Annotated in this window: 18 protein-coding genes; 7 read left to right on the forward strand and 11 right to left on the reverse strand. The window is 58.2% G+C overall.

What is annotated here, in order from left to right; all coding sequences use genetic code 11:
• Positions 1 to 97: 97 nt before the first annotated feature.
• A complete protein-coding gene (locus FTW19_RS12410) occupies positions 98 to 1,996 on the forward strand; it encodes a hypothetical protein (RefSeq protein ID WP_187143454.1) in 1,899 nt (632 codons plus the stop codon).
• 68 nt (positions 1,997 to 2,064) lie between these two features.
• On the opposite strand, the gene FTW19_RS12415 is transcribed toward FTW19_RS12410, so the two are convergent.
• Positions 2,065 to 4,083 (reverse strand): SpoIIE family protein phosphatase, encoded by a 2,019-nt coding sequence (locus FTW19_RS12415; RefSeq protein ID WP_187143455.1) that lies wholly within the window; start codon positions 4,081 to 4,083, stop codon positions 2,065 to 2,067.
• A gap of 198 nt (positions 4,084 to 4,281) precedes the next feature.
• Between FTW19_RS12415 and FTW19_RS12420 the strand changes: the two genes are divergently transcribed.
• The gene (locus FTW19_RS12420; RefSeq protein WP_147647921.1) at positions 4,282 to 5,034 is read left to right on the forward strand and encodes an SDR family oxidoreductase; all 753 of its coding nucleotides are present in this window, start codon (positions 4,282 to 4,284) and stop codon (positions 5,032 to 5,034) included.
• 495 nt (positions 5,035 to 5,529) lie between these two features.
• Here FTW19_RS12420 and FTW19_RS12430 read toward each other — a convergent pair whose 3' ends face one another.
• A complete protein-coding gene (locus tag FTW19_RS12430; RefSeq protein WP_147647923.1) occupies positions 5,530 to 6,504 on the reverse strand; it encodes a ThuA domain-containing protein in 975 nt (324 codons plus the stop codon).
• A gap of 210 nt (positions 6,505 to 6,714) precedes the next feature.
• Here FTW19_RS12430 and FTW19_RS12435 point away from each other — a divergent pair, with 210 nt between their 5' ends.
• The 4 genes from FTW19_RS12435 (at position 6,715) to FTW19_RS12450 (ending at position 11,099) form a co-directional block, all read left to right on the forward strand.
• A complete protein-coding gene (locus tag FTW19_RS12435) occupies positions 6,715 to 8,319 on the forward strand; it encodes a hypothetical protein (protein WP_147647924.1) in 1,605 nt (534 codons plus the stop codon).
• A 17-nt stretch (positions 8,320 to 8,336) separates the two neighbouring features.
• Entirely contained in the window at positions 8,337 to 8,543 is a 207-nt protein-coding gene (locus FTW19_RS12440; RefSeq protein ID WP_147647925.1) for a hypothetical protein, read from the forward strand.
• A 198-nt stretch (positions 8,544 to 8,741) separates the two neighbouring features.
• On the forward strand, positions 8,742 to 9,962 hold the full coding sequence (locus FTW19_RS12445) for a PQQ-dependent sugar dehydrogenase (protein ID WP_147647926.1): 1,221 nt from the start codon (positions 8,742 to 8,744) through the stop codon (positions 9,960 to 9,962).
• A gap of 192 nt (positions 9,963 to 10,154) precedes the next feature.
• Positions 10,155 to 11,099 carry a metallophosphoesterase family protein gene (locus tag FTW19_RS12450; protein WP_187143456.1) on the forward strand — a complete coding sequence of 315 codons (945 nt, stop codon included), beginning with the start codon at positions 10,155 to 10,157 and terminating at the stop codon, positions 11,097 to 11,099.
• A gap of 163 nt (positions 11,100 to 11,262) precedes the next feature.
• Here the strand turns inward: FTW19_RS12450 and FTW19_RS12455 are convergent, their stop codons facing one another.
• Complete coding sequence (locus FTW19_RS12455; RefSeq protein ID WP_147647927.1) at positions 11,263 to 11,727, reverse strand: cytochrome c maturation protein CcmE; 465 nt, start codon at positions 11,725 to 11,727, stop codon at positions 11,263 to 11,265.
• A 115-nt stretch (positions 11,728 to 11,842) separates the two neighbouring features.
• Here FTW19_RS12455 and thiC point away from each other — a divergent pair, with 115 nt between their 5' ends.
• On the forward strand, positions 11,843 to 13,318 hold the full coding sequence (thiC, locus tag FTW19_RS12460) for a phosphomethylpyrimidine synthase ThiC (RefSeq protein WP_147647928.1): 1,476 nt from the start codon (positions 11,843 to 11,845) through the stop codon (positions 13,316 to 13,318).
• A 376-nt stretch (positions 13,319 to 13,694) separates the two neighbouring features.
• Here thiC and FTW19_RS12465 read toward each other — a convergent pair whose 3' ends face one another.
• From FTW19_RS12465 to pyrE, 8 genes are all read right to left on the reverse strand, one after another.
• Complete coding sequence (locus tag FTW19_RS12465) at positions 13,695 to 14,951, reverse strand: sialidase family protein (protein WP_147647929.1); 1,257 nt, start codon at positions 14,949 to 14,951, stop codon at positions 13,695 to 13,697.
• The gene (locus tag FTW19_RS12470; protein WP_147647930.1) at positions 14,951 to 17,092 is read right to left on the reverse strand and encodes a M28 family metallopeptidase; all 2,142 of its coding nucleotides are present in this window, start codon (positions 17,090 to 17,092) and stop codon (positions 14,951 to 14,953) included. The genes FTW19_RS12465 and FTW19_RS12470 overlap by 1 nt, the downstream gene beginning before the upstream one ends.
• Positions 17,093 to 17,175: 83 nt before the next feature.
• Positions 17,176 to 17,577: a large conductance mechanosensitive channel protein MscL gene (gene mscL, locus FTW19_RS12475; protein ID WP_147647931.1), complete on the reverse strand. Its 402-nt coding sequence runs from the start codon at positions 17,575 to 17,577 to the stop codon at positions 17,176 to 17,178.
• Positions 17,578 to 17,623: 46 nt separating this feature from the next.
• Complete coding sequence (locus tag FTW19_RS12480; protein ID WP_147647932.1) at positions 17,624 to 17,932, reverse strand: permease; 309 nt, start codon at positions 17,930 to 17,932, stop codon at positions 17,624 to 17,626.
• A 42-nt stretch (positions 17,933 to 17,974) separates the two neighbouring features.
• Entirely contained in the window at positions 17,975 to 18,328 is a 354-nt protein-coding gene (locus FTW19_RS12485; protein ID WP_246153713.1) for a permease, read from the reverse strand.
• Entirely contained in the window at positions 18,300 to 19,367 is a 1,068-nt protein-coding gene (gene mtnA, locus FTW19_RS12490; RefSeq protein WP_147647933.1) for an S-methyl-5-thioribose-1-phosphate isomerase, read from the reverse strand. Before mtnA ends, FTW19_RS12485 begins: the two co-directional genes overlap by 29 nt.
• 19 nt (positions 19,368 to 19,386) lie before the next feature.
• Positions 19,387 to 19,860: a hypothetical protein gene (locus FTW19_RS12495; RefSeq protein ID WP_147647934.1), complete on the reverse strand. Its 474-nt coding sequence runs from the start codon at positions 19,858 to 19,860 to the stop codon at positions 19,387 to 19,389.
• 103 nt (positions 19,861 to 19,963) lie between these two features.
• The gene (gene pyrE / locus FTW19_RS12500; protein WP_147647935.1) at positions 19,964 to 20,563 is read right to left on the reverse strand and encodes an orotate phosphoribosyltransferase; all 600 of its coding nucleotides are present in this window, start codon (positions 20,561 to 20,563) and stop codon (positions 19,964 to 19,966) included.
• Positions 20,564 to 20,576 lie beyond the last annotated feature (13 nt).

Here is a 20,576-nt window from a genome sequence, read left to right on the forward strand (position 1 = left end):
GCTCATAGCAGGTAGATAGAATCTCAGCGATTTGCGGTCATCGAAATGCAAGCTGCTTCGGTCGATCCCCATCCTCCGTAGGAGCAATTCGTTGAGAATGCAACTCAGTCGCTTAGTCGCTCAGTGTCTTCGTGTGCCCACACTCATCGCAGGCGCATTGATATCTTGGGCGGTGCCCGCATTTTGCACCGTTGCTGTAACCACTCCGACCAACGGCGCCACCGTTGGTACTTCATTCCCCGTCGTTGCAACCACAGACACAACCTGCTCCCAGGGCGTTGCTGCAGTCGGCATTTATGTTGATGACAAGTTGCTGTGGAGCGCAAACGGAACGACGGTCAACACAACGATCACGCTTACTCCCGGTGCACACTACGTTGTCGTTCAAAACTGGGACTACTGTGGCGGAGCTACCAAAACAGGCCTGAACCTTAATATCTCCGACAATTCAACGTCCCCGGGCAGTTCGCTGCCGGGCACGCCGCACATCAACTACACCGATCTGAATGTCGGTTCAGGCAGTGGCGGCGATAACGGAAATGGCGTATATGTTCGAATCTTCGGAAACAACTTCGGGGCTTCGCAAGGACCAAGTACGGCGACTCTTGGTGGACAACTCGTAACGAATTGCAGCCTATGCTCCTGGTCAGACAACATGATCATCGCGCAACTTGGGCCGGCAGCGAGAACAGGAAACATCGTTGTCAACGTAAATGGACTCCCCTCAAATGGCGTTCCATTTACGGTGGCACCAACAACCATCGTCTTTGTTTCCCCAAAGGGACTCGATACGAACAACGGCAGCTTTACCGCTCCATTTAAAACATGGCGGGCTGCCTTCAATTCGGTAACGTCGCGTGACTCTGCAGCTCCTTCGCAAAATACCGTCATCTATCTTGAACCAGGAACCGACGTCAGCTTCGACGATGGACGAGGCTATAGAGCGGCCATCTCGTTGGACCTTGGCGGAAGATCAGCCATCAGTCAGCTTTCCATCGTGGGCTACCCTGGTGGGACAGTGAATGTCGGCAGCACCAGCGTGGCAAACGGGGTTAAGAGTTGGGGTAAGTTCACTACGATCGCCAACCTTAATATCGTCGGCCAGAGTTCTGCGATCGATTCCGAGGTCGGCAATGTCCGCATGATCAACAACAGCCTGTCATGCCCGGCGCCTCCTTCCGGTATCGGCGGAACCGCCTGCGTTCTTGCTGAAACCACAAATAGCTCTGACACCTGGGCGTTCCAGGGAAACAATGTGCATGACACCGGCGGCAATGTAGATAAAACCTATCATGCTGTCTACTTCTCGTCTGGCGCCAATCACGCCGACGTTGGATGGAACACCATTGGACAAAACTTCAAGGGTTACTGCCGCAGCATCATGTTCCATGCCACCACCGGTAGCAATCAGTACGACCTTCATGTGCATGACAACGTCATTACCGGAGGATACTGCGATGGAATCCAACTCGCGTCGGTCAATCCCTCGCAAGGAACCGTTGAGGTTTACAACAACGTAGTGGCCCACGTCGCGATTGCCTCCAATCCTTACGGCGTTGCAAATGAGGCAGGCATCGCAATCAACTCAGATCCTGCCGGTTCAACAAGTGGAACGGTACAGGTCTACAACAACACTGTTGTGGATGCTGGAGCCTACACACTCGGAAATCAGAATGGATGCTTCGGTGTAGTCTATGCGGGCGCAGGCATCAACTTGACGAATAACATCTGCGTTCAGCCTTCTGCGGCGCAGCCTTACATCCAATCGAAGAGCCAGGGCGTAACCGGGACGAATAACCTCTGGTACGGAGCCGGAGCCGCTCCTGCTTTCGATTCACGACCAGTAGTCAGCGCACCAAGCTTCGTCTCAGCGACGAACTTCGCACTGCAATCCAACTCCGCGGGTAAGTCTGCCGGCACCTCTTCCAAGGCTTCGCAGGTAGACATCGTCGGGGATCAACGCGGTAGCACTCCTTCCATGGGTGCTTATCAGTAAGGAAACTTGGGCCGCCGCAAATAATCGGCGGCCCAAATTCTAAAGCGACGTTCTCGGGGAGAGTTTTCTTACGCCGAGCGTGTAAGTGTGAGCACGGTAATATCGTCTTCCTGTCCGAACTGGACTGCGGCTCTGGAAGCCGTATCCGCGTCATGTGCCTCCGAGAGGAGACGCTGCAGGCGTTCAAAGCTGAAGATCTCTCCCGAATCCGCTCTCGCTTCGAGAAGCCCGTCGGTATAGAGCGTGCATCGATCGCCGGGCTTAAATTTCATGGCAGTCTCCTCGTAGTCGATGGAAGGATCGATGCCTAACGGCAGGGCGCCGGGAAGCTCGATCTCTTTGCCATTCAGGTACGGGGCCGGATGACCTGCGCTCGCAAGCGTGCAGCCTCCATCAGAGTCGAGGCGCATGGCCAGGCAGGTTGTGAAGCCACCCTGTAGACGGCCATGAAGACGCCGGCTGAGTCCTGCCAGAATCTCGGCTGGGCTTGAATAGTTTTCTGCCAGCGTGCGCACTGCTCCCACGATGAGGGAAACAGCCATTGCGGCGCGAAGGCCTTTACCGCTGACGTCTCCGAGGATGACCAGGCATGAGCCGGCCTGCTCGCCTTCGAGCGGAAGGACCTGGAAGAAGTCTCCACCTACTTCCAATGCCGGATGATAGGCGCTCGAAATCGTATACCCGGCCAGTTCGGGCGGCTTTTCCGGAATCAACACCCGCTGCAACTCGCGTGCACTTTCGAGTTCCTGCTCGAGCAGCGCCTTGCGGGTCTGCTGCTCAAAGACGAATCGATAGACGGCATAAACAATGGAAGAAAACACCATCAGATCGAGGACTTGAAGGACGCTTAGGCTGACCGGTCCGATATGAAAGAGCGGGGAATAGAGCCTTTGGGCAAGAGTCCAGTGGGTGAACCTTTGCCCTTGTCCTGCTGTGGCTGCAATCACAGCACCTAATTGCGAAAGACTTGCGCTGACAGCCACTACCCAGCGGACAGAGTCAAGCTTCTGGCGGAACCCGAAGATCGCAAGAACGAGGAGATACAGATCGCAAGGTTCAATGATGACGGTAAGGATGCCATCGGCCCACGCGCCCGCCGTCGATGAGAGCCATGCGGCAGGGATGTAGATAAGGCATCCATCGAGGAAGGCAGCAGTGACGCTCACGAGGGCCAGAATTCTGGCCCACTGCGCTAAGTGCCTTTTATTGCCGAGATGAAGCATCTCGATCAGCAAAAACCACAACGCAACATTGCGGAGTTGCCACAGGGGCTGAACCAGAAATTGAGCGAATTGACTGGAGACTGGAATTCGCATCGTATAGACCGAACCCCAAATCGCCGGACAGACCGCGAAGATCGAGAACCACAGCAACAGCCGCTCATTTCTACGCCGCGACCAGAGTGCGATGCCGGCAATCCCCACGATCAGGTACAGGAGATTAAGCGCGTTGGCAAAGAGGGTGCCTTTCAGGAACTCGTAGTTCCATATTCCGACGTATCCCGATATGGAGTCCGCATCGCCCAGGATGGGTGCCTCGCTGAACCCGCCGACGATGCCGCTCGAACTCGATCCGAGCGGACCTTGCCAGACGCGAATCGCGAGAGTCCCGGTATACGGGCTTGGAAGTGTGAACCATTGGGGCTGATACACAGCAGGCCAGGAAGGGTGTGGAGACAGGGTCCCATAACGGCCGACCAGAGATCCGTTCCAATAGACCTCGTAGGCGTCAGTGATGCCGGGGATGAGCAGTTGAATTTGCGAACGGAGATTCGCTACCGGAGTGATGTTGAGCCGCAGCCTATACCACGCGAACCCATGCGCGGCGAAGTGGCCTTGCGCGCCCCAGGGGCGGTCGGGCTTGATCGCCTCCCACCCAGCCTGACCCGGAGCAGTATTCGAGTCCGGTTCGGCCCAGTGAGGATCGTCGCCGAGATGAAACTGCCACGGTTCGTTGAGGCGCACAAGCCCGCGGCCGAGCCCCTCAACCCTGACGACCGGAGCCAGATCCTGTGCCGCCGCGGAACCCGCGGCCATGGCAGCCAGGACGAGGAGAATTGAGAGCTTCAATGCATTCCGCATTTGCATGCTGCCAAGCATTCTAGCCGCACCGCCATTCCGCCCTCCAAAGACTGCATCAAAGCGCTGACCGGTCACTCGAATCCACATTTCTCATACAAATTTCCTTCGTTCCTGAATCCGATGGCGGAGCGTCGTCATCATTTATTTCGATCAGTGTCGAAATAAATAGTCGATATGAACCAACGGAGCGAAAAGGAGCTGGCAATGGGAAAGCTGAATGGAAAGATTGCGCTGGTGACGGGTGGAAACAGCGGTATTGGATTGGCAACGGCAAAGCGTTTTGTCGCTGAAGGGGCGTACGTGTACATCACGGGCCGCCGCCAGGAGTCGCTGGATGCTGCAGTGAAGGAAATCGGCGGCAATGTTACCGCCATACAGGGTGATGTATCGAAGCTGGAGGATCTGGACCGCCTGTTTGCGCAGATCCAGCAGGAGAAGGGCAAGCTGGATGTCGTCTTTGCCAACGCGGGCGGAGGGGAGTTTGTGCCACTGGGCAGCTACACCGAGGAGCACTTCGACAAGACCTTCAACATCAACGTGAAGGGTCTTGTTTTTACGGTGCAGAAGGCGTTGCCACTGCTGCCTGATGGCGCAACGATCGTGCTGAACGGCTCCATCGTGTCCATAAAGGGCTTCGAAAACTTTGGCGTCTACAACGCGACTAAGGCCGCCGTGCGCTCGTTCGCACGCACCTGGACGAATGAGCTGAAGGCGCGCAAGATCCGCGTGAACGTGGTTAGCCCCGGACCGATTGATACGCCGGCGATCTCCGGTCTGGTGGGCAATGACGCTGAACAGGAGAAACAGCTCAAGGCCGGACTGGCCGCCGGCGTGCCGCTGGGCCGCATTGGTGCTCCGGATGAGCTGGCCAAGGCGGTCGTGTTCCTTGCGTCGGAGGACAGCAGCTTTGTAGCCGGCGTGGAGCTGTTCGTCGACGGTGGTTTCGTCGCCGTGTAAGACACGTGCCGGAGGCAGTTCACCGCCTCCGGTGCAAACCCACTACAAAGCATTACGGAGCCATCTTGGAACAAAGCAACTGCTTTACTGGCGTGACCCTCTGCCTCTTAAGCTCCACATCAAAGCTCCGAATCCTAGTCCAGCCAAGCAAAACACGATCAGCCTGAGGAACATGTCAATCCAGCTAAAAGGCCGATGATCTACCCAGATGCTCCAGGCATTTGTTCCCAAGGCCGTGGCCATTCCCCAGAATGCTGCCATAGACAAAATGTACTTAGTTTTGAGCGTCATTTTCGGATCGATTTGCAGTGATTTCATGCGCTTGGCCGTAAAGCTGGGACTGCTCACCAGGCTATTTTCAAAGATCTGCGTAGCGGTGTGCAATAGGGATTCCATACCTTCGCCAACAGTTGACGTGATTCGTCCTCACAAGTCGTCGTTTGTTAACCGATGCCACTGTTCGAGCTCCAGATTCTTGCAGTAAAGACGAGCTACTTACTTCTTGGTGTAGGCAGGATCGAGTGGCGGACGAGTCGGTTCGAGCGGCGATAGGCTCGGTGCAGGAGTGGTCCCAAGGGCCTGGTCGACAGCCTGATCGTCGACCCAGGTCGTTGCAATGCCGTCTTTTGGGATGGGAAGATGTGCGGTCCAACAGATGGCATTGACCACTACCTTGCGGTAGTCATCCATCTGCCAGTTGGCGTAGTAGTGGCCAAAGGTTGCGCCGATGCTACGTCCCTGAACCTTGCCGCCATGCTTTTTGGGACGATCGTATGCCCAGAAGAAGGTCTGTTCCAGAGGCGTAGCAAGCGGACCGGGGTAGACCTTGGGATCGGCGGGAAGGCCGGTTGCACGCAGCAGGGGAGTGATGCCGGTCATGCCATCGACGAAGGTGGGCTTGTAGTAGAACTCTTCACGAATCTGGAACGGATGAACGCCGCGCAGCGCCGGATGGGTGGGGCTGGGAAAGGCGATCTCCGTGGTCAGTGTCTTCTGCGTGAAATAGGGAGTGGGATGGGTGGGGCCGTCGTAGTCCACGTAGCCACCGTTCCAATGGAGCGCCTGCGTAGCGAACTGATAGGGAATATAGGTAGCAAAGTGGAAGGTCATGAAGCCACAGCCGCGCTCGATCTGCCGTTGTATGAAGGCAATCCGTTCCGGCGACCAGGACCAGGGGGACCACTGCATGCCGTCGCTCAAGAAGACGATGGTATCGGCGGTTTCAAGCGCGCTCTGGTCCATTGGCCAGCCGTCGTAATAGACCTCGGTGAAGACGTTCCGCAGGCTAGGGGAGCGATCAAGCATGACTTTGAGCAGCCGTGCGGATTTGAGGTACTCGTGCGCGCCGGGGCCGTGGGATTTGGTGCCGGCAATCAGGACGATCTTCGTGCGGCCGTCGGTAGTGCGGGCATGCGCCAGCGAGCCAAAAAGGCAGAGCACAAATAGCACAACGAGAGTGCGAGGCTTCATAGGAGTGAGCTATGCAGGTGGCTGAACGCGAGCAACACTACGCTAGTGGCGGTCACAAAGTTATGTCAATGGCTAAAAATAAATTTCATATACAAAATTTATGATGACCCCGCCTCAGCGTTGACACTGCGCTGGCATGACCCATACAGTGGGCTTCAACGGTTCTGTCACAGCTGCTGTGCTCCTCTGTACTTCGGGGTCGGTCTTTAAATGTATACGTGTACATCTTTTGCCGCGGTAGCGGTTCTTCTCGCCTCGTCTTACCTTGGTGCGCAGGTAAGCGTCCTCACCCAGCACAATGACCTGGAACGAACCGGGGTCAATGCGAAGGAGACCGTGCTGACTCCGGCGAACGTCAACGGCCAGCACTTCGGAATGCTCTTCAAGCGCGTGGTGGACGACCAGCTTTACACGCAGCCTTTGCTGGCGGCGGGAGTCCAGGTCAACGGCGGCACGCACGATGTGGTTTATGTCACAACGGTTAATAACAGCGTCTACGCCTTTGATGCGAACGCTCCGGAGGCATCAGCCCCGCTCTGGCATGTGAACTTCGGCACACCCGCGGGCTTGCATGATGCGGAGTTCGGCTGTCTCGACATCAACGGCAAGATGGGGATTCTTGGGACCCCGGTGATTGATGTTGCGGAGCGTGCACTTTATGTAGTCGCTCTGACCAAGGCCGGCGACGGTTTCATGCAGCGCCTTCATGCACTCGACCTGGCGACCGGCGCAGATCTCCCCAATAGTCCGGTGACGATCTCGGCTCCCGGCTTTGATCCGTTATTGCAGGCCCAGCGGCCTGGGCTCGTGCTTGCGAATCACACCATCTATGTTGGCTATTCCTCGCACTGTGACAAGGGACCTTATCACGGCTTTCTGCTTGCATATGACCAGAAGACGCTTCGTGAGACGGCTGTCTTCAACGCGACTCCCTCGGGGCAGGCAGCAAGTATCTGGCAGTCGGGTCAGGCGCCGTCGGTCGATGCGCAGGGCAATATCTATGTCGTAACAGGGAACGGTTCCTGGGATGGGGAGCAGAACTTCAGCGAGAGCTTCCTCAAGCTAAGCCCGGATCTGAAATTGCTTGATTGGTTTACGCCCACAAACCATTTCGACCTTGATAAGAGGGACATCGACCTTAACTCGTCGGGCGCAACGTTGGTTCCAGGCACGAATCTCGTGCTTGGCGGAGGCAAAGAGGGTGTGCTGTATCTGCTCGATCGCGGCAGCTTCGGCCATCTGGGAGATGAGCATGCGCTGCAGCATTTTCCTGCGACTGGTTCTCATCTGCATAGCCTGGTCTTCTGGAACAGCACTCAGCAGGGATCGCTTCTCTATATATGGGGACAGCGGGATCGCCCACGTGTCTATCGGCTGCAGGGAGACAGGATCGATCCCACTCCAGTGATGAGTCGGCCGGAGGCCAACGAAGGCCATCCGGGCGCAATGCTTTCTCTCTCGTCGAATGGTGGACGGAATGGCATTCTCTGGGCTGCGATTCACGCGACGGGAGATTCATGGCATGAGTCCCGTCCTGGAGTCCTGCACGCCTATGACGCAGACGATATCGGCCACGAGCTTTGGAACTCCCTTGAGAACCGGTCACGCGATGACTGTGGCAACTATGCCAAGATGTCTCCTCCCACCATCGCCAATGGGAAGGTCTATCTGGCCAGCTTTGGAACGGAGAATACAGGCACGGGGCAGTTCTGTGTCTACGGTCTGCTTCCTGACGGAGCTCCTCCGGCTCGTCCAGTGAGCGTGAGTGCCGCAAAGCAGTCCTCCGGGGTAGCGCTGCCTCGGCAGGTTCCATAGGCCATGTGACCTATCGTGTGAGTAAAGCGGAGGGCACCGGCGGCTTCAGGAATATCGCTTTGGGTCTCACGACGCCTACGTTCTTCGACAATGCCGTATCTACAGGCCACAGCTATCGTTATGTCGTCACCGCTCAGGATGCAAATGGCGCCGGCCCCCTCTCTGATGAGGCCACGATTACGATCCCGAAACAAAGGGAGGCGGCGAGCCACGTGGCTCACTAAGTGTATTCGGAACAAACGGTTGTTGACGAGCGGTCTGGCTTTCTCATTCGTCTAAGAGGCATTCGTCGAAACCGAAGCGGGCCCTCAGGCATCAGCTTGTTGGAGAGTGTTATAAAAAGTCGACGGTAATCCCCGCCTGTCTTGTGGAAGCAGGGCTTGCTGCCGCCTGGTTAATCCATACCAATCGAGGAAGACGTGATGAAACAGTTAGTGTTCGCGGGAGTTTCTCTCGCGCTGGCGGCGTCCCATGCCATGGGACAGATCAATGCAGGCGACCAGAAGCCTGAGGCGAGTGTGCCGTTCAACATGGTTCAGGTAACAACGCTCGATCTACCGTGGCGGATCGCGTTCCTCCCTGACGGGCGGATGCTGATTACCGAGAAGACCGGAGCTCTGTGGCTGGTCACGCAACAGGGCGCCAAGATGCAGGTTTCGAATGCTCCTGCAGTTCTTTATGGCGGACAGGGCGGCATGCTGGGTGTGTATACCTCGCCACACTACGCCAAAGACCATAGCGTCTACCTCACCTATTCTGAGCCGGGCGATGGTGGTTCGAGCCTGGCGCTCGCGCGTGCACAACTGAAGTGCAGTCAGGATGCGGCGAGCCTTGAAGATCTGAAGGTGATCTGGCGTGATGGCGAGCGAGGCAAGGGAGGCCAGTTTGGCGCCCAGATTGCGTTCTCTCCGGATAAGAAATATCTCTATCTCACTGTTGGCGACCGTCAGCGTATGACACCGGCACAGGATCCGAATCAGCCGCTCGGCAAGATCCTCCGCCTGACTCTTGATGGCAAGCCTGCTCCCGGCAATCCGATGGCTGGAAAGCCGGGCGCGGCCAGCGTGCCTGTGATCAATCCGCCTGAGGATACAGAGGCCGCGAAGACCGCTCCCGTGGTAAACACCTACACCTTTCCCGGTCCGAACCTGACACAGTCGGAGACCTGGAGCGTTGGCCACCGTACCCCCTATGGCCTTGCGTTTGCGCCCGATGGCAAGCTGTGGGAGGTGGAGCATGGTCCGCGTGGCGGCGATGAGCTGAACCTGATCCAACCCGGCAAGAACTATGGCTGGCCGCTGGTCTCCTATGCGGTGAACTATAACGGCGTGCCTATCCCCAGCCCGGACACCCGCTCTGACCTGACCAAGCCTGTTATCTACTGGACGCCGATCATCGCGCCCGGAAACCTGATGTTCTACACCGGCTCGATGTTCCCGCAGTGGAAGGGGTCAGCCCTGATCAGCGCACTGGCAGGGAAGTCGTTGGTCCGTATCACCTTCGACGGCAAGGGCGGAGCCAAGCCCGCCGAGCGCTGGGATGTGGGTCACCGCATCCGCGACGTGGAGCAGGCTCCTGACGGCGCACTGTGGATGCTGGAAGACGCCAGAGGTGGTGGTGTCTACCGTGTGACGCCGAAGTAGTTCTGAGCTGTTTTGAAAAGGAAGCGGGTGACGAGGTTCCGTCACCCGCTTTTGTTTCGCAACTACGCCGGATCAATGTTCATGCTCCTGACCTCGACAACCACGTCGCCAAGGCTTTGCAATAAAGCCGTGTAATCGCGTGTTTATCCCATCCTGCTACGGTGAACACATTCCCTTCCAGGAGAGACGTAGATGATTGTGTCGCGGCGGCAGTTTCAACAGATGGCTTTTGCAGCAGCCGGAGCTGCTTTGCTGGACCGCGGCGCGTTGGCGTTGACGCCTGCAAAGCCGGGTACCTTCCGCTTTGCTGTTATTACTGACACGCATATCATCGATGACTTTTATCGTGGACCGGAGGGAAGCCCTGAAGATACAGAGACGATCTTCAAGGCCAACGCACATCTGCTGCAGACGCGGGAGACGGTCAATGCCATTACTCCTGCGGTTGAGCAGGTCTTTCACGCCGGCGACTTCTTTCATAACTATCCCTCGGCGGATTACGACTTTTACTTCAAGAACAAGACCCGCATCGACATCGCGTACGAGATGGTGCAGGGCTTCAAAGCGCCGGTACACATCGGTTTTGGCAATCATGATTACGATGAGCATCAGACGCCCGGCGTCTCACGCGAGATGTCGAACCGGCTGTTCGAAACCAAGCTGAAGACTAAGCCGTACTATGCCGTGGACTACAAGGGCTTCCGCTTTCTGCAGTTGAACAACTTCCTGGGAGAGACCTGGGACCCGAAGACTCCTGTGAAGATGCGTCAGATGGGATCGCTGGGGGAGGAGCAGTTGAACTGGGCTGAGGCGCAGCTTGCGGAGCGCAAGCCTACCGTGATTCTGATCCACTATCCGCTCTGGCTACAGCAGCCGACTGAGGTGAAGGACTACGGCCTGCATCCGATGCTGCGCAAGTACAGCGACAATATCCAGATGGTGATCGCCGGTCACTGGCACAAGTGGGTCGATTTCTCGCGTACCTATGGTCCGCGTCACATTGTGTCGGCGGCGACACGGTATGACCCGAATGCGTTCATGGTCTTCGATGCTGATCCGAAGGCGGGGACAATCGAATGGATCGATATGGCGCGGACGCAGTGGTCCACGCACTACTCCAAACCGTACAAGCTCTAGAGCATTTTTCCTGTAGGTGTAGTGCGGGGCTTATGCATCTATGGGCGTTTTCCGCGATGAAAACACCGTTGCACGCATCTCCCGGGATACCCAGCAACAGGAGAAATGCTCTAATTGGGATAGGGAATCGACACGGGCTGCCAAGGTGGCAGCCCGGCTGTCTTTAACGAGCTGGGATGACTGCGGCAGCAGCCTTCGAAGGAGCGCCGGTCGCAGGTTGCTGAGTGGGCTTCTGTCCGGGCTGGGCCGGAGCGTATTTGCTGGCGCACTTGGCCTGGATCTGGGTGGCGTGGAAGACGCCGTCGCGGCCGTAGGTTCCCATGGCGAGAGCCTGGGCATCATCCTTGAAGGTGTCAGGAAGCGGCTCCATGCCCTGGTAGCTGACGCGGATGGTTTTATCCAGTTCCACGAGCGTGAAGTCTGCGTGAGTCCCGCTGCGAACAACGGAGCCAGGTTGTACGTTCCCGGCAACGCGGAGGTGACGCGTGTAGGCCTTATTGCCCAACTTCTGCAGCTCACTGATGGTGACGTAGTAGCTCTTCGAGTCGCCGATACCGGAGATGGCAAGGTACACCACGGCGGCGATGACGACGGCACAGGCAAGACCGATTCGGGTAGTGCTGTTCATAACGCTCCCGAAACCATTTTACCGTTTCCTGGCCGCCGTGGGGCAATGCTTCACCGGCTCTGCGGGCGTATACTCAAAGTTTCATACCCAGTCCTCTGGAGAGGTAGATAAGACAATGAGCGCACACGGAAACGGCCACACTGTACACGCCAACGGCAACGACTATATCGTGCCGAAGCCGCGGGCGGAATGGATCGTTAACCGCAAGAAAGAGGCCGAGCGCACGGGTGACTGGAACATGAGCCAGATGCACTTTGCGCGTAAAGGCCTGGTGACGGAGGAGATGAGCTTCGTCGCCCACAAGGAGAAGCTGGCGCCGGAGTTTATCCGCGACGAGATCGCCGCCGGCCGCATGATCATTCCGGCCAATATCAATCATCCCGAGCTGGAGCCGATGGCGATCGGCGTCGGCTCGCTGTGTAAGATCAACGCCAATATCGGAAATTCGGCGATTACGTCGAACGTCGACGAAGAGCTGCGCAAGCTGCACACCGCCGTCCACTACGGCGCCGACACCGTGATGGACCTGTCCACTGGTGGCGACATCCCGATGATCCGCGAAGCCATTTTGCGCCACTCGCCCGTGCCGATCGGCACGGTACCGCTGTACGAGGCGCTGAGCCGGGTGAAGAAGGTCGAAGATCTGAGTATCGATCTGTACCTGGAGGTCATCGAGGAGCAGGCGCAGCAGGGTGTGGACTACTTCACCATCCATGCCGGCGTTCTTATCCAGTACGTCCCGATGGTCTCCAAGCGCATTACCGGCATTGTGAGCCGCGGCGGCGCCATCCTGGCGCAGTGGATGACCTCGCATCACAAGCAGAACTTCCTGTACGAAAACTTCGACCGCATCACGAAGCTGCTGGCGAAGTACGACGTCAGCTACTCGCTGGGTGACGGCTTGCGTCCGGGCTGCGTGGCCGATGCCAGCGACGAGGCTCAGTTTGCCGAGCTGAAGACGCTGGGTGAGCTGACCCAGCAGGCGTGGAAAGACGATGTGCAGGTCATGATCGAAGGTCCCGGCCACGTTCCGATGGACAAGATCAAGGAGCAGGTCGACAAGGAAGTCGAGCTCTGCCACGGAGCTCCGTTCTACGTGCTCGGACCCCTGGTGACGGATATCGCTCCTGGCTATGACCACATCACCTCCGCCATCGGTGCTGCCATGATCGGCTGGCACGGCGCTGCGATGCTCTGCTACGTCACCCCGAAGGAGCACTTGGGCCTGCCCAACGAGAAGGACGTGAAGGACGGCATCATCGCCTACAAGATCGCAGCGCATGCTGCTGATATTGCGCGGCATCGTCCAGGCGCACGCGACCGCGACGACGCTATCAGCCACGCCCGCTACACCTTCGACTGGGATAAGCAGTTTGCGCTGTCCCTTGATCCGGATACGGCTCGCTCCATGCACGACGAGACGCTGCCGGATGATTACTACAAGGAAGCTGCTTTCTGCTCGATGTGCGGTCCGAAGTTCTGCTCGATGAACTGGTCCAGCAAGGTGGATAAGTACAACGAAGAGGTTCATGGGCTGAAGAAGAACGACCTGACGCAGATTGTCACCGAGCAGATGGCTCTGCGGGGATAACGAACATCTCGAACATAAAGAAAGGCCGCTCTGCTTTCGGAGCGGCCTTTGCACTGCAATGGTTTTCTCAGTTAAATTTCATTTTCCGGACTAACCTCGGGCCGAATAACTAAAACTGGTACCCAGACCAGGGCAAGAAGCGCAACTCCGAAAATAAGGGTATGAGGCATGCCGGTTTTTCTTTCTAGAAACATCCTCGCTGTTTTCCAGAAGAATGGTTATCCCTGAACCGGGCTATAACGATACACCGAAAGTTGCATGGTCAGAGCATTTTCCCCGTTGCTGGGTATCCCGGAAGAGGCCTGTAGCGGCGTTTTCATTGCGGAAAACGCCCATAGATGCGGAAGCCCTGCACAACACCCACAGGGAAAACGCTCTAGTGCGCGGTGGCGCGGGAGAAAAAGGTCTTTGGTTGTTCGTCTTCCGTGGACCAGGCGAGGTATACCGAGCCATCCTGACCGAGGGATGCAGCCGGGTAACGCCCTCCGGCGGCAACAGCTGGCAGAGCCGAGGCACGTGTGACGGATCCTCCGGGAGAGACGCTATAAAGATATGGTACGAGCGGCGACCATTCGCCGGTCTGTCCGGCGGCGCGCCCTGAGAAGGAGACGGCGATAGTGCCGTCTTCGCGCTGTGAGAGGTAGGGGTGATTGGCGGAGAGGATCCCATCGCTTACCCGTCTCGCCGATTGGAAGGTCTTTCCTCCGTCGGAGGATGTGGCCAGGCGAATGCCCGGTTTCTGCTCCGACGCCGTGTACCAGCTAACGACGGGGCTATTGTGTTGAATGGCGATCACCGGGCCGGATTCGGGGCAGCCGAACAGCTTCCACCGGTCGGTCGAGACGCGAACCGGGGCGCTCCAGTGTTGCCCACCGTCGTGTGAGCTGATCATGGCAATATCTCGCTCATTGTCATCGTAGACGTGGCGGTAGACCACATACACGGTGCCATCAGCCGCTACTGCCGCCGCGGGGCGGCAGCAGGGGCAGGAGAGCTCTGCCACACGGACGTTGGGCTGGAAGGTCATCCCCTTATCGGTGGATCGCGCCAGGTAGACAGAGAAGGTTCCAGGGGACGAAGCAGGTGAGCGGCCGTCGAGCCAGACTGCATAGATGTCGCCGTTAGGGGCGACTGTAAAGCTGGCAAAGCCGGTGTAGCTTGTGTCTCCGGCAGGTTTATCGACGGGCGAGACGACATGCGGCGGCATATGCGCCATGCCAGGTGAGGTGCGGGCAAACTGCAGGGTGGTCGCGCCTGCCTCATCATGCTGTTGCCACAGGGCATAGGCATACATGCCCCGTGCAGCAATCTGCGGTGCATTCTCGGCTGCGGTGGAGACCATGGTGCCTGCCGTGTTCAGCACCGCTGGTTGGCCCCAGCGGTCGCCGGCATCGTTACTGGTTGTGAGAGTGAGCTTCGATCCGTCTTGCGACCGGTCGACCCCGAGGAGATAGAGATCTCCGTTCACAGCAGAGGCTACGACTGGCCGCACCAGCGGGAATGGGAGCTGATGCGGCTGTGGCTCAAAACGGAAGCCTGGTTCAGCCGTTGCCGCACTCTGCTCGTGCCGGCATGCAGTCGTCAGCAGAGACAACAGCAGGGCTGCGGCGGGGACGAGGCGACGAGCCATCATCAGTGCGCCGCGCCTTCCAGAATCAGTGCGGCCTGGTTGAGAGCTTCGGTCAGCACACCGAGCTGTGCCTGAGCGATTCCCATGTCTGGCTTGTTATTGATTCCGCCTTCCATCGCTTCATTTACCCCCGGAATCACCACTGCTGCGTAACCGGTGTACTCGCCTGGAGCGTAGATGACGTGCTTGTACCAGGGACGGTTCGGCAGGCCCTGCGAGGAGATGAAAGCACCTTCAACAGCCCGCAGGTTGTCGTTCAGGGCCTTCAGGTTGCCGCTGAAGCTGTTCTGCCGAGTACGAATGGCTGAACCGGCGGTCTCAAACCGCTTGGCGGCTGCTGCCGCGGCGTCGAAGTTCAGAGTCAGGCCATCGGTCGATGCCTTCTTTTTGGCGGTGGAGATGTACTCCTCTACTGCCTTTCCATACGCCTGATAGTCATATGGCAGAACGTCAGCGTTGGCCATATGCAGAATCTCCAGGCCGAAGACACGGGCCTGCTGTTGCTCATAGACGAAGGTCGGATCTGCGTTCTTAACGAACCACGCGTAGTTATCGAAGACCGAATGGTAGACGCCGTAGCGGCCGCTGGAGCCGATGTCGGTTGCCGGTACGCCGATGTGCTGGATAAACGGCGTGTAATCAGAGCCCGAGCCAAGGGCATCGACCTTCACGTCGTTGTCGACGGAGGTCACGACATTGCTGGCACTGGTGGAGGTACCGCGTCCGCGGCCTTCTTCCTGTGACTTCTTCCACTGGTCGTATACGGTGCCGCCCTTGGGACTGGGGACGGACTTGGTCACCTCGCGGACAAACTGCTGCAGGGAGGGGACGGAAGAGGCTCCGAAGTCCGGGCCGCTGACGCCTACATCGGTGTTGAAGTAGGCGACGGCGTGCTGCAGCTCGGCGGCGTGCTCTTCGGCCCACTCGGTGGAACCGACCAGGCCCTCTTCTTCCGCATCCCAGCTTCCGATGATGACGGTGCGTTTCGGCTTCCAGCCCTGCTTGAGCAATTCACCCAGGCCGTGCACCGTCTCCAGCATGGCGGCGGTGCCGCTGTTGGGGTCGACTGCGCCATAGACCCAGGCATCGCGGTGGTTGCCGGCGATGACCCATTCGTCGGGAGCGTCTGTGCCGGGGATCTTGCCGATGACGTTCCAGATGGTACGTACCGCGTAGTCCTGCTCCAGATGCATGTGTGCTGTAACGCCCTTACCGCCGAGGTGGTAGGTGAAGGGAAGTGCACCCTGCCAGGGACGGGGCGATTCAGGACCTCCGAGGGCGTGAAGAATTGGCTGGGCGTCCTGGTAGCTAATGGGGTTGGCAGGGATGCTGGGTTGGTCGTCCTGCAGCTTGTTCTCGGGCAGACGGGCGGAGTCGGGCAGCTTCTCGGTGGAGGCGACGCCGGGCGTTTCAGGATCGCCGGTGTACTTGGCGATGAACTGCACGCTGCCGCGCTGTACGGCGTTATCCGGGCGGAAGGCTCCTTGCGGATACTTGTCGCCCTTCACCCAGCCGTCGTCGGCGGGGTCAGAGTAGATCAGCACGCCGGCGGCTCCCATCTGCTGGGCGATATAGACCTTTACGCCGCGGAAGTTCTGGCCATAGCGCACCAGGGCGATCTTGCCGTGCATGTCGATGCCGAGTTCCTTGATCTTGCGGAAGTCGGCAAGCGTGCCGTAGTTGCAGTAGATGACCTCGCCGGTGACGTCACCTGACGGAGAGGAGCCGTTGAAGGCGGGTAGGACGCGCGGATCGTCCTGAAAGGGATCGCCGTCGACATGCTCTTTGGTCGGGCCGGACATCAGCTTCTTGCCCTTACTGTCGAAGGCCTCGATACTGATCTTCTTCGGCTTATTCAGAAGCACGCGGTAGGGAACGATCTCCGTCTGCAGGCCGGCTTCCTTGAACTTCGCCGCGACATACTGCGCAGTCTTCAGGTCTTCGGGGGAGCTGGCCCAGTGGGGCTCGGCTGTAAGCGTCTTGAGGTGCTGGCCGGCGAGTTTGGGATCGGGCACAGCAAGGAAGGTCGTATCCCACTTCTGCTGCTGGGTGAAGTCACGATACCCGAAGACGGATGGCGACTGAGCTACGGCGGCGAGGCTGACAAAGGCGAGAGAGACGGCAACGGCCTGGGTGCGATGCACTCGTGAAGATCCTTCCTATCGTGAATCTCGTATGAAGGACAGAGTACAGCACTCAGGCCGCTGTTGCAGGGCCAGAGCATGCCTTAGGCGGCGGGTACCGGTTGTGTGCAGAACTTGCAGCGTGTGGCGTCCTTGGGAATGTCGCTCTTGCACTCCGGGCATGCACGGGTATCGGCTGGCGCTGGAGGGATGAAGCGCTTGAGGATGTACTGCATGGGCAGCACCATGAAAAAGTAAACGACTGCGGCGTTCAGAAGGAAGGTGATAACGGCGTTAAAAAAGTTGCCGTATTTAACAACGCCGCTGCCGACGTGTAGCTCCAGGTAGCCGAAGTTCGGTTTGCCCACAGTAGCGGCGATCAGCGGGGTAACGACGTCACCGACCAGGGAAGTGGTGATTGCGCCAAATGCCGCACCGATGATGACGGCGACAGCAAGGTCAACGACGTTGCCACGAAGAATAAAGTCGCGAAAGCCTTTCAGCATGCCAGGTCTCCTTACGCGTATTCAACGCGCGGCTGCAGGATGACCGTCAGCGCGCGTTAGTAAGCCAATGGGCATAAGGATACAGAAGAAAGAAGAGCAACAGGGTGATAACCATCAGATCGGCGTATATCAACAGAAGTACCCCGCCGTGATACCAGGACCATTTGCGGCGCATACAGCGAATGCACTCGATGGTTCCGAGGAAGGAGAGGAGCGTCGGCAGGATGAGCCACAGCGTTGCGCGGTTATTGGGAAAGTCAGAGAGCCAGATGCCTGCGCCAAACGAGCCAAAAACCAGCAGACCCCCACGCAACAGCGATTTCTGACGAAGGTCAAGCAAGGCCGGTACTGCCATCTCTCTATGGTACTTCTCTCGCGAGGCCGGTGCCTGCTGCTATCAGGCTGCTCGCGTCAACCAGTGAGCGTAGGGGTACAGCAGAAAGAGCAGCAACATCATCAGCACCATCAGATCGGTGTAGACGAGCAGAAGGACGCCTCCGTGATACCAGTCCCATCGCCGCTTCATGCAGCGGAGTGTTTCGCACGTGCCCCAGCATGCGGTGAGCAGTGGCAGGACGATCCAAGGCGAAGGATGACTGTTCGGAAAGCCGGAAAGAAGAAACCCTGCGGCAAAGCTCAGCAGTGAAAGCAGCGAGCCTCGCAGCAGGGATTTCAAGCGTGGTTGAAACAGGGCAAAGAGGGTAGCTTCACCCTGGGTATAGCTAAACGGCCGGTACGGCAGACTCCGCATCAAGCATCTCCTTCATGGACACCTTGTAGGGTGCCTGAAGGACGCCGCGCTCCGTTATGATCGCCGTCACATACTTCGCGGGGGTGACGTCGAAGGCGGGGTTCTCGATGCCCACGCCGTGCGGGGTCATCTGCTTGCCGTTCGAGTGCGTCACCTCGACTGGGGAACGCTGCTCGATGGGAATCTGGTCGCCGTGAGCCGTTGCCAGATCGATGGTCGACCAGGGGGCCGCCACATAGAACGGGATACCGTGTTCCTTGGCCAGAACCGCGACGGAGTAGGTGCCGACCTTGTTGGCGACGTCACCGTTGGCGGCGATGCGGTCCGCGCCCACGATCACAGCCTGAATACGGCCCTGGCGCATCAGGGTGCCGGCCATGTTGTCACACAGGACGGTCGTGGGGATGTTGTCCTGCATCAGCTCCCAGGCGGTGAGACGTGCGCCCTGAAGATAAGGGCGGGTCTCGTCAGCCAGGACGTCGATCTTATGGCCGCGCTCCACGGCAGCGCGAATGACTCCCAGAGCAGTGCCGTAGCCGCAGGTGGCCAGAGCGCCGGCGTTGCAGTGCGTCAGGACGGTGCCCTCCTCTGGAAGCAGCGTAGCGCCGTGGGCACCCATCTGCTTGCAGGCTTCGATGTCGGCGTCATACATAGCCTGTGCTTCGGTGATGAGGGCAGCCTTGATCTCGGGAATGGTGACGCCGGGCGTCGTAAGCAGTTCCTTGTACTTCTCGTTCATGCGATCGATAGCCCAGAAGAGATTGACCGCAGTGGGACGAGTAGCGGCGAGCACCTTGCTCATCTCTTCGACTTCAGCGGTGAGCTGGCTGAGCGTAGTGGCGGAGCTGCGGTCGACACCGAGGGCAATGCCCATGGCGGCGGAGACGCCGATGGCCGGAGCGCCGCGCACGATCATGTCACGGATGATGGTGGCAACGTCCTGGTAGCTGGTCGCGGTGACGTAGATCTCATCGAGCGGCAGCTTCGTCTGATCGATAAAGCGGACGCCTTCGGGTGTCCATTCAAGGGTAGGAATCATGTCTATTACAGTTTACCGCTCAGGAAGCCTCGCCGGGGCGGGACGGAGATGCGGGGAATGTGCTGAGGAAGGCTTCTATTGCGGAGCGATGGACGACCCATTCAGAGATGGCGTCTCCAGTGTCTTCGGAGATGGTTCGACGATTGTGGAGGAGAGCGAACGGAGCATCCAGAGAAAACGGCTCCGGAAACCGATCATGCCAAGGCATCTGGTTTTGAAAATAGACGATATCTCCGTCGGGATACATCGGCCACCATTCCATATTCGAAGACTGCTCGGGGCTAACGTAGTACACGATAAGAGCCGCCTTCTGACCGGAAAGAACCGTCTCCAGGGCGAGCTTCCAGAGTGCTTCGTAGTCAGCTCTGCTCAGTTCAAACAGATTGGCGTAGAGCTCCTCATGGAAGGTTCCAATAACGAGATCGCCGTGCGCCAAACGCAGTTCCTCGTCAATGACATCTGGCTCATCGCGGAAGCTGATTGAGAAGGGCATTAGAGGCTTACTGGGTTTGATATCTAAAAGGCCGGGCCCATGTCCCCGAGGGACATGGAGCACCCAGAGTATGGGCAGTTCTTAGGGTATCGGCGAACCTTGCCTATTGCTTTTGAATTGGGAGCGCGATATGCGCAGCCCTTACATCATTTGCGGTGAAGGCGCTGATAAACGGCGCGCCCTCTGCCGCAGCCTCGATATTGGCTCGGCCGCCCTGCTCGCGGTCGACAAGGCAGAGAATGCCGATGATATCCATCCCTGCTGCCTTTACGGCTTCGATGGCCGTGATGGTACTGCCGCCAGTAGTGCAGACGTCATCCACGACCACAACCTTCGCTCCAGACTTCAGGAAGCCTTCGACCTGGCGTCCAGCGCCGTGTCCCTTGGGCTGTTTGCGGACGAGGAAACCGTTGAGCAGCGGGGTTCCCGGGTGATCCTTGGCGTACCAGGCCGAGGCGCTGGCGGTGTTGGAGACGACAGGGTCCGCACCCATGGTCAGGCCGCCGACAGCTTCAGCCTGGGGGAAGTGCTGCCGGATCAGATCGTAGAGCACCAGGCCGGTCAAACGGCCGCCCTCGGCATGCAGTGTGGTGATGCGGCAGTCGATGTAGTAGTCGGACTTGGCGCCGGAGGAGAGCGTGAAATCGCCCAGGCGGAAGGAGAGGGTGGCGATGAGGTTCAGAAGGGCTTCGCGGTCGTTCATCTCAATGGAGATT

The sequence above is a fragment of the Terriglobus albidus genome (assembly GCF_008000815.1).
Classification (GTDB): Bacteria; Acidobacteriota; Terriglobia; order Terriglobales; family Acidobacteriaceae; genus Terriglobus; species Terriglobus albidus_A.